Origin of the sequence: Mesorhizobium sp. M7A.F.Ca.MR.176.00.0.0, assembly GCF_004023165.1 — a bacterium.
Taxonomy (GTDB): domain Bacteria; phylum Pseudomonadota; class Alphaproteobacteria; order Rhizobiales; family Rhizobiaceae; genus Mesorhizobium.
Window position 1 is genome coordinate 1 of record NZ_RZTC01000146.1, and the last position, 12598, is coordinate 12598.

General features: G+C 63.8%; 10 protein-coding genes. 2 read left to right on the plus strand and 8 right to left on the minus strand.

The annotated features are described in order from the left end of the window. The 3 genes from EOB59_RS30735 to EOB59_RS30745 all read right to left on the minus strand — a co-directional run. Positions 1-185: biotin/lipoyl-containing protein (locus tag EOB59_RS30735; RefSeq protein ID WP_348629063.1), on the minus strand; the 185-nt coding region annotated here is incomplete at its 3' end. Between the two features lies 1 nt (position 186). Then, positions 187-1200 (minus strand): alpha-ketoacid dehydrogenase subunit beta, encoded by a 1014-nt coding sequence (locus EOB59_RS30740; protein ID WP_127271317.1) that lies wholly within the window; start codon positions 1198-1200, stop codon positions 187-189. A gap of 3 nt (positions 1201-1203) precedes the next feature. Next, entirely contained in the window at positions 1204-2436 is a 1233-nt protein-coding gene (locus tag EOB59_RS30745) for a 3-methyl-2-oxobutanoate dehydrogenase (2-methylpropanoyl-transferring) subunit alpha (protein ID WP_128289980.1), read from the minus strand. A gap of 447 nt (positions 2437-2883) precedes the next feature. Here EOB59_RS30745 and holA point away from each other — a divergent pair, with 447 nt between their 5' ends. Then, a complete protein-coding gene (gene holA / locus EOB59_RS30750) occupies positions 2884-3930 on the plus strand; it encodes a DNA polymerase III subunit delta (RefSeq protein WP_128289981.1) in 1047 nt (348 codons plus the stop codon). 253 nt (positions 3931-4183) lie between these two features. Here the strand turns inward: holA and EOB59_RS30760 are convergent, their stop codons facing one another. The 5 genes from EOB59_RS30760 to mnmE form a co-directional block, all read right to left on the minus strand. Beyond that, complete coding sequence (locus EOB59_RS30760; protein ID WP_127808591.1) at positions 4184-5074, minus strand: ParB/RepB/Spo0J family partition protein; 891 nt, start codon at positions 5072-5074, stop codon at positions 4184-4186. A 69-nt stretch (positions 5075-5143) separates the two neighbouring features. Beyond that, positions 5144-5944 (minus strand): ParA family protein, encoded by an 801-nt coding sequence (locus EOB59_RS30765; protein WP_128289983.1) that lies wholly within the window; start codon positions 5942-5944, stop codon positions 5144-5146. Between the two features lie 52 nt (positions 5945-5996). After that, entirely contained in the window at positions 5997-6629 is a 633-nt protein-coding gene (gene rsmG / locus EOB59_RS30770; protein WP_128289984.1) for a 16S rRNA (guanine(527)-N(7))-methyltransferase RsmG, read from the minus strand. Continuing rightward, the gene (gene mnmG, locus EOB59_RS30775) at positions 6626-8506 is read right to left on the minus strand and encodes a tRNA uridine-5-carboxymethylaminomethyl(34) synthesis enzyme MnmG (protein ID WP_128289985.1); all 1881 of its coding nucleotides are present in this window, start codon (positions 8504-8506) and stop codon (positions 6626-6628) included. The genes rsmG and mnmG overlap by 4 nt, the downstream gene beginning before the upstream one ends. 474 nt (positions 8507-8980) lie before the next feature. Then, positions 8981-10312, minus strand: coding sequence for a tRNA uridine-5-carboxymethylaminomethyl(34) synthesis GTPase MnmE (gene mnmE, locus EOB59_RS30780; protein ID WP_128289986.1), 1332 nt, complete (start codon positions 10310-10312; stop codon positions 8981-8983). A 64-nt stretch (positions 10313-10376) separates the two neighbouring features. On the opposite strand from mnmE, the gene EOB59_RS30785 reads away from it, so the two are divergent. Further along, complete coding sequence (locus EOB59_RS30785) at positions 10377-12395, plus strand: thioredoxin domain-containing protein (protein WP_128289987.1); 2019 nt, start codon at positions 10377-10379, stop codon at positions 12393-12395. The last annotated feature ends 203 nt before the right edge of the window (positions 12396-12598 follow it).

The window sequence follows — 12598 nt, forward strand, 5'->3', positions numbered from 1 at the left end:
GCGCCCAGCCACAGGATTTCGCCATCGACCGGCGATGGGATTTCGACCGTCGCCTTGTCGGTCATGACGGCGGCAAGCACAGTGTCCTCGCGCACCATGTCGCCGATCTTGACGTGCCATTCGACCAGCTCGGCCTCGGCGACACCTTCGCCGACATCGGGCAGCTTGATGATGTGTTCGCCCATCTCAGGCTCCCATGGTTTCAAGCAGGGCACGGCCGACCCGGGCGGGACCGGGGAAATAATCCCACTCCTGCGCATGCGGATAGGGCGTGTCCCAGCCGGCGACCCGCGCCACCGGCGCTTCGAGGTGATAAAAACAGTTTTCCTGCACCAGCGCCGACAGTTCGGCGCCGAAGCCGGACGTCAGCGTCGCCTCATGCACGATGACGCAGCGCCCGGTCTTTTTCACCGATGCGACGATCGTATCGAGATCAAGCGGCAGCAGCGTCCTGAGATCGATGATCTCGGCATCGATGCCGGTTTCCTCGGCCGCGGCCTGCGCGACATAGACCATGGTGCCGTAGGCGAGCACCGTGATGGCGGAACCCGGCCGGCGGATCGCCGCCTTGCCGAGCGGCACAGTGTAGTGGCCGTCGGCGACCTCGCCGAGCTCATGTTTCGACCACGGCGTCACCGGCCGGTCGTGATGGCCGTCGAACGGACCATTGTAGAGCCGCTTCGGCTCAAGGAAGATCACCGGATCGGGGTCTTCGATCGCCGCGATCAAGAGCCCCTTGGCGTCGTGTGGGTTGGACGGCACCACTGTCTTCAGCCCCGACACATGGGTGAACAGCGCTTCCGGGCTCTGGCTGTGCGTCTGGCCGCCGAAGATGCCGCCGCCGGTCGGCATGCGCACCACGATCGGGCAGGTGAAATCGCCGTTCGAGCGATAGCGCAGCCGCGCCGCTTCCTGGGTCAGCTGGTCGTAGGCCGGATACATGTAGTCGGCAAACTGAATCTCCACGCACGGCTTCAGCCCATAGGCGGCCATGCCGATGGCCGAGCCGACAATGCCGGATTCGTTGATCGGCGCGTCGAAGCAGCGGCTCTTGCCGTATTTGGCCTGCAGGCCCTGCGTGCAGCGGAAGACACCGCCGAAGAAGCCGACATCTTCGCCGAACACGACGACTTTGTCGTCGCGCCCCATCGACACGTCCATGGCATCGCGAATGGCCTCGATCATGGTCCGTCTCGGCATGGCTCAGACCCCCGCCTGCTGGCGTTGGCGTCTGAGATGCGGCGGCATCTCGGCGTAGAGGCCCTCGAACATGTCGCGCGTCGACGGCTTGCCGCCGGCATGCAGCGTGCCGTGGCTTTCGGCTTCCTTCTGCGCCGCGATAACCGTGTCGAGGATTTCCGCCTCGGCCTGCGCGTGCCGCTCGTCCGACCAGACGCCGAGCGCGATGAGATGGTTCTTCAGCCGCACGATCGGATCCCCGAGCGGCCAGGCGTCAGATTCGGTCTTCGGCCGGTAAGCGGACGGATCGTCCGAGCTCGAATGCGCGCCGGCACGGTAGGTGACATATTCGACTAGCGTCGGCCCGAGATTGCTGCGCGCCCGCTCCGCCGCCCATTTGGCCACCGCATGGACGGCGAGATAGTCGTTGCCGTCGACGCGCAGCGACGGGATGCCGAAGCCGAGCCCCCTTGCCGCGAATGTGCCCGAGCCGCCGCGCGCAATGCCCTGAAAGGTCGAGATCGCCCACTGGTTGTTGACCACATTGAGCACGACCGGTGCCTTGTAGGTCGAGGCGAACACCAGCGCCGAGTGGAAATCGGATTCGGCCGTCGAGCCGTCGCCGATCCAGGCGGCTGCGATGCGCGAATCGTTCGATATCGCCGAGGCCATCGCCCAGCCGACCGCCTGGATGTACTGCGTCGCCAGATTGCCGGAGATCGAGAAGAAGCCGTGCTCCTTCGACGAATACATGACCGGCAATTGCCGGCCTTTCAGCGGGTCGGCCTCGTTGGAATAGATCTGGTTCATCATCGTGACCATGGGATAGCCGTCGGCGATGAGCAGCCCTGCCTGGCGATAGGTCGGGAAATTCATGTCGCCCGGCGCCAGCGCCTTGCGGAAGGCGCAAGCCACCGCCTCTTCGCCCAGATGCTGCATGTAGAACGAGGTCTTGCCCTGCCGCTGCGCCATCTGCATGCGCGCATCGAAAGTCCGCAGCGTCATCATGTGGCGTAGGCCGGCCAGCAGCTCGTCGCTTGAAAGCAGTCCGGCCCAGGGACCGACGGCCTCGCCAGTGCGGTTCAGCACGCGGATGATCGAGAAGGCATGATCGCGGATGGTGCGCGGATCGACATCGATTTCGGGGCGCGGCACCGAGCCGGCCTTCGGGATCGGCACATTGGAGAAATCGGGCGTTCCGCCCGGCCGCACTTCCGGTTCCGGAACGTGAAAACGCAACATCCCAGCATCGGCCATGACCTTTGTCCTCCAATGTTGCCTGGTGCCGATATTTGCATATCTGCACCGCCAGGCCAGTGCGAATTCGTCGGGTAGCCTTCGGACGTCGGTTCCGGCCGCGCCGGCCGATCCAGCCTCCCACGCACCAAGATGAAGATATGTCGGCGAAATTTCTTGTCGATGTTGGGCGCCGGCGCGCAATTAGAGAGAAGGTCGGGCCGGGTTTGCCGGCAGATAAGGTGATTGGGGAAGCGCGAAGCGTAATCTCCCCCCTTGAGGGGGAGATGTCGCCGAAGGCGACAGAGGGGGTCGCCGCGCATGGAGCGCTAACTTCTTCTTTCGGCGCATGAATGTCGCATCCAGTCGAACCGACCCCCTTTGGCCTGCCGGCCATCTCCCCCTCGAGGGGGGAGATCACGCACACCCCGGTTCACCCCACGCCCGCATCATGCTAACCAACCCGCCATGGCACAGAAGAAAGCGTACGAGGTCGACGGCTGGCTCGCGAAGCCGGACCAGCGCATTTCGATCGTCCTGCTTTACGGCCCCGATCGCGGCCTCGTCTCCGAGCGGGCGAAGGCGTTTGCCGGCAAGACCGGCCTGCCGCTCGACGATCCCTTCTCGGTGGTCAGGCTGGAGGGTTCGGAGGTCGACCGCGACGAGGGCCGGCTGCTCGACGAAGCCCGCACCGTGCCGATGTTTTCCGACCGGCGGCTGCTGTGGGTGCGCAATGCCAGCGGCCAGAAGGCATTGGCCGACGACGTCAAGGCGCTGACGGCGGAGCCTGCGCGCGATGCGATCATTCTCATCGAGGCCGGCGATCTCAAGAAAGGCGTCGGATTGCGCGCCATCGTCGAGGCGGCCGACAACGCCATGGCGCTGCCTTGCTATGCCGATGAAGCGCGCGACATCGACGGCGTCATCGACGCCGAACTGAGCAAGGCCGGCATGTCGATGACCATGGAGGCGAGACAGGCGCTGCGCCGCAATCTCGGCGGCGACCGGCTGGCCTCGCGCGGCGAGATCGAGAAGCTCGTGCTCTACGCCCATGGCCAGAGCGAGATCGGGCTGGAGGAGGTCAAGGCGATGTCGGGCGACGTCTCCGGCGCCTCTTTCGACGACGCGGTCGACGCGCTTCTCGAAGGCAAGATCGGCGACTTCGACACTGCCTTTACCCGCCATTGCCAGTCCGGCGGCCAGCCTTTCCTGGTGCTGTCTTCGGCGATGCGGCAGTTGCAGCAGATCCAAATCATGCGCGGCCAGATGGAGTCCGGTAACCGCAACGCCGCCTCGGTCGTTGCCGCCGCCCGCCCGCCGGTGTTTTTCTCCAGGCGCAAGCTGGTCGAGAAGGCACTGGAGCGCTGGAGCACCGACGCGCTCGGCCGCGCGTTGACCCGGCTGCAGACGGCGGTGTTGCAGACACGACGGCGGCCGGACCTTTCCGTGGCGCTGGCACGGCAGGCGCTGCTGGGGATTGCGGTGGAGAGTAGCCGGTTGGCGCAGCGCGGCTGATCTCCCCCCTCAAGGGGGAGATGTCGCCGAAGGCGACAGAGGGGATCGTTGCGCGTGGAGCGCTGGCCTCCTCTTCGTTTCCACAAGGGCGCCGGCGCTTGGTGTGAGGCGACCCCCTCTGGCCTGCCGGCCATCTCCCCCTCAAGGAGGGAGATTAGCGGCGTCGCCGATTTCGCCAATCATCATCGCTGAAAAAGAGAAGGGCTGGCAATCGCCAGCCCATGCTCAATTCAGAAGATAATTCGCCGGCTAATTATCGTTCCTGCTTCAGCCGCCTGCACAACTCATCGAGCTGCTCCAGCGAGCGATAGGCTACCCGAAGCGTGCCGCCTCTGCCCTTGTGATCCACCGACACGATCATGCCGATCGTATCGGTCAACAGTTTTTCCAGCGCCAGCGTGTCGGCGTCCTTTTCGTCAGGACTTGGCGCCGGCCTGGCTTCCCTGGCGCTGCTGGTGCCGGCCGGCATCTGCGCCAGCGCTTCGGCCTGGCGCACCGAAAGTCCTTCTTCGACGATGCGCTTGGCAAGGCCGGCCGGATCTTCCGCCGTCACCAGCGTGCGGGCATGGCCCGCCGACAGCGCGCCGTCGACCAGCATGTCGCGGATCACATCCGGCAGCTTCAAGAGCCTGAGGGTGTTGGCGACATGGCTGCGGCTTTTGCCGATCACCTGGCCGAGATCGGCCTGGGTGTAGCCGTGCTCGTCGATCAGCTGCTGATACCCAAGTGCTTCCTCAACCGCGTTGAGGTCGGTGCGCTGGACGTTTTCGATGATCGCCAGTTCGAGCGCGGTGCGATCGTTGACCTCGCGGATGATGACCGGGATCTCGGACAGCCCGGCGCGCTGCGCCGCGCGCCAGCGCCGCTCGCCGGCGATGATCTCGTAGCGTCCGGCCTGCGTCGGCGAAGGCCGCGCCACCACCGGCTGGACGACGCCATGCTCGCGGATCGACTGGGCAAGGTCGGTCAGCTCGGCGTCGCCGAAATGCCGGCGCGGATTTTTCGGATTGGGGGTCAGGAACTCGATCGGCACCTTGCCGTCGGCGCTCATGCCTGGCTTTTCCGGCGCGACGGGGCGATCGATTTCGCCGATCAGCGCTGCCAGTCCGCGGCCCAGTCTCTTTCTCGAAAGGTCTTCGCTCATCTTTATTCCAGTTGGCTATTCCAGATCGTTTCGGTATCGAATCGGCTCTTAACTATGCATCCGGTCTCATCAAGCGGCACGTAACTTGCGCTCGCGGCGGATCACTTCCGACGCCAGTTGCAGATAGGCCTGGCTGCCCGAGCATTTCAAATCGTAGAGGATCGCCGGCTTGCCATAGGACGGCGCCTCGGACACCCGCACATTGCGCGGGATGATGGTCTCGTAGACCTTGTCGCCCATATGCGCCCGCACATCCTGCACCACCTGGTTGGCGAGATTGTTGCGGCCGTCATACATGGTCAGCACGATGCCCTGGATGGTGAGATCCGGATTGATCGAGCGGCGCACCTGCTCGACCGTCTCCAGCAACTGGCTGAGACCTTCTAGCGCGAAAAACTCGCATTGCAGCGGCACAAGAACAGAATCGGCTGCAGCCATTGAATTCAAGGTCAAAAGGTTGAGCGATGGCGGGCAGTCAATCAGCACATAGCCGAACGGTGCGCCGCGCTCGGTGGCGGCGCGCAGCGCGTTGCGCAGCTTGAGCACCCGGTCGGGCGCGGAGGCGATCTCCATTTCGATGCCGAGCAGATCGAGCGTCGACGGCACGATCGACAGGCCCGGCACGGCTGTGGGGATGGCCGCGGCTTCCAGCTCCAGATCGCCGGTCAGCACGTCATAGGAGGACACCGTCCGGTCCTTGCGGTCGATGCCCAGACCGGTGCTGGCATTTCCCTGCGGATCGAGATCGACGATCAGCACCTTTTCGCCGATCGCAGCCAGCGCGGTCGCCAGATTGATGGCGGTCGTCGTCTTGCCGACACCGCCCTTCTGGTTGGCTACGGTGATGATTCGGGGGCCATTCTTCATCATGGGTTTATGCCAGAAATTCATTTTGGGCGCCAAATCGCCTGTCAGTGACGGATCAGACAGGTCGCAGGTTGGACAATTCCAGGATGACGCCGCCAACGTCGGTCACACTTGGATGTTCTACCAGATCGAAGGACCATCGGTGAACGCTTTCTTGCACTTCGGTGCGGTAATCCCGGCCTTTGTGGAACAGGCCGCGCGCGCCCGAAATCAGCCAGGGCGCCGACAGGTCCAGCAAGGTCGAAAGCGGAGCCAGCGCCCGCGCCGTGACGATTTGCGGCGTCGAAACCAGCGCATGGCTGTCATCGATGCGGCGCGCCACGACCCGCGCCGGCAGGCTGAACTGGCCGACGACGGTCTGCAGGAAGGATGCCTTTTTGCGATTGCTTTCAACCAGATCGATGCTGGCGCCGTCGCGCTCGGCAAGCAGGAAGGCCATCACAAGGCCTGGAAATCCGCCGCCCGAGCCGAGATCCACCCAGCGTGTGGCAACGGGTTCTATGCGCCCGAGTTGGGCGCTGTCCAGGATATGGCGCTGCCAGACATCGCCCGACGTCGACTGCGCCACCAGATTGATGCTGCGGTTCCATTTCTGGAACATCTGCTCGAACGCCACCAGCCGATCGAATGTTTCACGTGAAACCGGGCCTGCCGCGTCCTGCAGGCTCCCTAGGGAAATACTACTCACGCAACATCCTTTTGTAGGCGCTGGGCGCTCTCTGCATGGCGGACATGCGCGACAATGATCGCCAGCGCCGCCGGCGTCATGCCTTCCATGCGCTGGGCATCGGCGATGGAGCGCGGCCGCCGCGCCTGCATCTTCTGCTTCAGCTCGTTCGACAGACCCGGCACTCCGGCGAAATCGACCGTCTCGGGGATCAGCCGGCTCTCCTCATGACGGATCTGCGCCACGTCGGTCTTCTGGCGATCAAGATAGACAGAATACTTCGCTTCCGTCTCGAGGCGCTCCGCCGTCTTGCCGTCGATCGCCGCAAAGCGCGGATCGACGCCAGCCAGCCAAGCGACGTCGACGTCGGGATAGGAAAGCAATTCATAGCCGGACCGGCGCACGCCATCCCGGTTGATGTCCAGCCCGTGCCGCGCCGCCTCATTCGGCGTCATGGCGAGCGACTTCGCCAAATCCCGCGCCTCATCCAGGCTTTGCATGACCTGCCCGTAGCGCTGCATGCGCTGTGCCGAGGCGATGCCCAGTTTCGCAGCCAGAGGCGTCAGTCGCTCATCGGCATTGTCGGCACGCAGCGATAGCCGGAACTCGGCCCGTGACGTGAACATCCGGTAGGGTTCGCTGATGCCGCGGCTGGTCAAATCGTCGACCATCACGCCAATATAGGCTTCGGTGCGGCTGAGCACGATCTGCTCGCTGCCCGCCGCCCGCCGCGCCGCATTGAGGCCTGCGAGCAAGCCTTGCCCGGCCGCTTCCTCATAGCCGGTCGTGCCGTTGATCTGACCGGCGAGGAAGAGACCACCGATGCGCTTCGTCTCCAGCGTCTGATGCAGTTCGCGCGGATCGACATGATCATACTCGATGGCATAGCCGGGCTGCAGCATGATTGCGCGCTCCAGCCCCGGAATGGTTTTCAATATATCGAGCTGCACATCTTCGGGCAACGAGGTGGAAATCCCATTGGGATAGACGGTATCATCGTCCAGCCCTTCCGGCTCCAGAAAGATCTGGTGCCCGTCCCTATCGCCGAACTTGACGATCTTGTCCTCGATCGACGGGCAATAACGCGGCCCGACGCCCTCGATCGAGCCGGAATACATGGCCGACCGGCCAAGATTGGCGCGGATCAACTCATGCGTGGCCGTGGTCGTACGGGTGATGCCGCACTCGATCTGCGGCGTGGTGATGCGGTCGGTCATCAGCGAGAACGGCACCGGATTCTCATCCGCGGCCTGGCTTTCCAGCGACGCCCAGTCGATGGTCCGGCCGTCGAGCCGTGGCGGCGTGCCGGTCTTCAGCCGTCCAAGCTTGAAGCCCGCGCGGTCCATCGTCGCCGAGAGCCCAAGGCTGGCCTGCTCGTTCATGCGGCCGGCGACAATCTTCTTCTCGCCAATATGAATGAGGCCGCGCAGAAAAGTCCCGGTCGTCAGGACGACCGCACCACAGCCAAGCCGCCTGCCGTCGGCCAGGAGAACAGCCGTGATTCGCCCATCGGCGATCTCAAAATCCAGCACCTCGCCTTCGACCACGTCGAGATCGTTCTGCTGCCGAATCGCTTCCTGCATGGCAAGACGATAAAGCTTCCGGTCGGCCTGCGTACGAGGGCCGCGCACGGCGGGACCCTTGCGGCGGTTGAGCAGGCGGAATTGAATGCCGGCCGCATCCGCCACGCGCCCCATCAGGCCGTCCATGGCATCGATCTCGCGCACCAGGTGGCCCTTGCCGAGCCCGCCGATCGCCGGATTGCAGGACATGACCCCGATCGTATCAAAGCGCAGCGTCACCAGCGCGGTCTTGGCACCAGCGCGCGCGGCAGCGCTGGCCGCCTCGCAACCCGCGTGACCGCCGCCCACCACAACCACATCATAGTGATTGGTCATCACAAACTTCCCAGACTCGAATGATTGAGGGACACATGTCCCCGCGAGGCTTGGCTGTCAAGAAAACTCCGCGAGTCGTTTCACGTGAAACAGCCGTGCACCGCCATCGCGTGTGTTTCACGTGAGTCATCGGGGCACCGATGTTTCACGTGAGTCGCACCTTGCCGCTGCTCGAAGGTCTTACCCAAACGTTCGCAACATTCGTCATCCTAGGGCAAATCAGGAGCGAAGCGACGTCGCGGAGACCCTAGGATTCCATGCCGTGATCTTGGCCAAAGAGTACAGCGGATCAGAATTCTGCATCGTGGCGCGCGCTCAGAAGTCGCGGCATGGATCCTCGGGTCTGCGCCGCGTCGCTACGCTCCTTGCTCCGCCCGGGGATGACGAAGCGATGGGGCGTTCCGCAAACGGTCCATCAAAATCTCTGCATCGACAAACTGAGTCATTTTACGAGAGCGCATCGTTTCACGTGAGTCATTTCCCAATGCAGAACTGTGAGAAAATCACGTCCAGCATGTCCTCGACGTCAATGGCGCCGACAATACGGCCCAGACGATCTGCTGCAAGCCGCAACTCCTCGGCGCGCAATTCCTGCCCGACAGTCTGGCCGTCGGTTGCGCGACGCAGGTGGCTATTCGCTGCGCCGAGCAATTCGACGTGGCGCAGGCGCGACGGCAGGACATCGCCGACGCTGCCGGCTGCATCCGCTGCCCGCCGGCCGATTTTCCCCAGCAGTTCCTCGACGCCCGTCCCGTTCTTTACCGAAATGACAAGGTCGTAATCCTTCGTCGCGTCACTCGCCGCGCGGTCTTCCAGCAGATCGAGCTTGGTGCCGACGCGCACGGTCGGCGCCACAGTCGGCAGCTCGCCGACATCTCTTGGGTTCGCGATGTCCTGCAGCAAGAGCAAGAGATCGGCGCCATGCGCCTTGGCCCTGGCCTTCTCGATGCCGATCGCCTCGACCTTCCCCGGCGCATCGCGCAGCCCGGCCGTATCTGTAAGCCGGACCCGCAGCCCCTGGAGATCAAGTGTCACTTCAAGCAGATCCCGCGTCGTGCCGGGTTCATCCGTTACTATAGCGGCATCCCGCCGCGCCAGGGCGTTGAACAGACTCGACTTACCGGCGTTGGGCGCGCCAAGGATAACGACCTCGAAGCCGTCGCGAATGATCTCGGCGGCGCGAAATCCGGCAATGTGCCGGTCGATCTCGCCGATCATAGTTTTGACATCGGACCAAACCGTATCCGAAACGGAACCGGGGACATCGTCCTCATCGGCAAAATCGATCTCCGCCTCGATCATGGCACGGGCGTGGATCAGTCGGCGACGCCAGCCGAGATAGAGTTCGCTCTGAGCGCCTTCGGCATTTTGGACAGCAAAACGCCGCTGCGCCTCGGTTTCGGCGTTGACGAGATCCGCCAGCGCCTCGGTCTCGACCAGGTCGACCTTGCCGTTGAGAAAGGCGCGGCGCGTGAATTCGCCCGGTTCCGCGTGCCTGATGCCGTCGAAACCAGTAATCGTCTCCAGCATCCTGGCCACCACGGCGCGTCCGCCATGAACGTGGAATTCCGCCACATCCTCGCCCGTAAAACTGGCCGGACCGGGAAAGAAAACCACCAGGCCGGTGTCGAGCACCAACCCGCCGGGCGCTGTGAATCTGCGCAAGACCGCGACGCGGTCTTTAACCATACCCCCGGCAATCGTTTCGATAACGAATCGAGTTTGTGGGCCGGAAATACGGATGACGGCGACGCCGGCCGGCAGCCGGCCGCTCGACAGCGCTACGATGGAATCGCCTGAAATCATTTGCCCGCTCTACCGAACCGCCCTAGCTTTACGCCCATCAGCCAATCGCACCCGAGTTTGCCCAGTGACGCTGCCCGCGCAAAACCTGCTTGCTGAAGAAGCCAGCCCCTATTTGCAGCAGCACAGCGGCAATCCCGTCCACTGGCGGGCCTGGTCGCCGGCTTCGCTCGAGGAGGCGAAGGCGCTGGACAGGCCGATCCTGCTCTCGGTCGGCTATGCCGCCTGCCACTGGTGCCACGTCATGGCGCATGAAAGCTTCGAGGACGATGGTGTCGCCGCCGTCATGAACCGTCTGTTCGTCAATATCAAGGTCGACCGCGAGGAACGCCCCGACATCGACCAGATCTATATGGCGGCGCTGTCCTCGATGGGCGAGCAGGGTGGCTGGCCGCTGACCATGTTCCTGACGCCGGACGGCAAGCCGTTCTGGGGCGGCACCTACTTTCCGCGCGAGCCACGCTACGGCCGCCCCGGTTTCATCCAGGTGATGGAGGCGGTGGACAAGGCCTGGCGCGAGAAGCGGGCGAGCCTCAACCAGAGCGCCGACGGCCTGACCACACATGTCCAGGCACGGCTCGCCGGCTCGCACGCGAAAACAGGGCTCGATCGCGACACGCTGGCTGAGCTTGCCAAGGGCATAGACGGCATGATCGACCGCGATCTGGGCGGCTTGCGTGGCGCGCCGAAATTTCCCAATGCACCGTTCATGCAAACGCTGTGGCTGTCCTGGCTGCGCGACGGCAACGCCAGCCATCGCGACGACGTTCTCAACAGCCTCGAACAGATGGTCAGCGGCGGCATCTACGACCATGTCGGCGGCGGGCTCAGCCGTTACTCGACCGATGCCGAATGGCTGGTGCCGCATTTCGAAAAGATGCTCTACGACAATGCCCAGCTGATCCGCTTCTGCAACTGGGCCCATGTCGCAAGCGGCAACGAGTTGTTCCGGGTCCGAATCGAAGAGACGATCGGCTGGCTGCTGCGCGAGATGCGCGTCGACGGCGGCGCCTTTGCCGCCAGTCTCGATGCCGACAGCGACGGCGAGGAAGGGCTGTTCTACACCTGGAGCCGAGACGAGATAGAAGCCGCCCTCGGCGACGATTCCGCTTTGTTTTTCAAGCACTTCATCCTCTCCAGCCCGCACGGTTGGGAAGGCAAGCCGGTCGTCCACCAAACCCTGTCCCAACAATCGCACTATGTGATCGATCGCGAACAGATCGGCCCGCTCAAGGCGAAACTCCTCACCGTGCGGGAACAGCGGGTCAGGCCCGGTCTTGACGCAAAGACCCTCACCGACTGGAACGGCCAGATGATCGCAGCGCTTGCAGAGGCCGGCCGGTCGCTGGCGCGGCCCGACTGGATCGACGCGGCGGCAAAGGCCTTTGCCCACATCAGCACCGCCGGCCGCGACGGCCGTCTGCCGCATTCGATGCTCGGCGCCAGAAAACTATTCCCTGCTTTGTCCAGCGACTATGCCGCCATGGCCAACGCAGCGATCTCGCTGTTCGAGGCCACTGGGAATTGGAGCTATGTCGACCAGGCCGGCCAGTTTATCGAGCAGCTCGACCATTGGCACGCCGATACCGAAAAGACAGGTTATTACCTGACCGCCTCGGACAGCACCGACGTGCCGATCCGCATCCGCGGCGATGTCGACGAGGCCATTCCCTCCGCCACCGGCCAGATCATCGAGGCACTGGTCCGGCTGGCCTCCGTCACCGGCAATCTCGACCTGCAGGAAAGGGCCTGGCAAGTTGCCGAGCACGCCGCCGGCCGCGCGGCGCACCAGGCCTATGGCCAGGCCGGCATCGTCAACGCCTGCGCGCTGGCGATCGAGCCACTCAAACTGGTCATCGTCGATGCGCTTGACGATCCAAAGCTCGTTCCGATTGCGAATCGAAGTCCGGACCCCCGCCGCGTCGACGTTGTCGTGCCGATCGGTACGGGTACGAATCGACCCTTGCTGCCTGGCGGAATCCTGCCGCCGACCAACGAGGCGGGTGCATGGTTGTGTACTGGGCAGGTGTGTTTGCCGGTCGTGACGGATGCTGAAGAGTTGGAACGATTGTTGCGAGGGCTATAAGGGCAACGCTGCTCGATCAGCCCAAAATTGCGGCGCTGGCGCCGCCCCTCATTGCCCTGCCGGGCATTTCTCCCGTATAGGGACGGGGAGAAAGACGCCGTCATGGACGGTTTCGCCAATTTTCAAACGAGCGCCGAGGGTGCGGCCATCTCCCTTCTCCCCGTCACTATACGGGGAGAAGGTGCCGGCAGGCGGATGAGGGG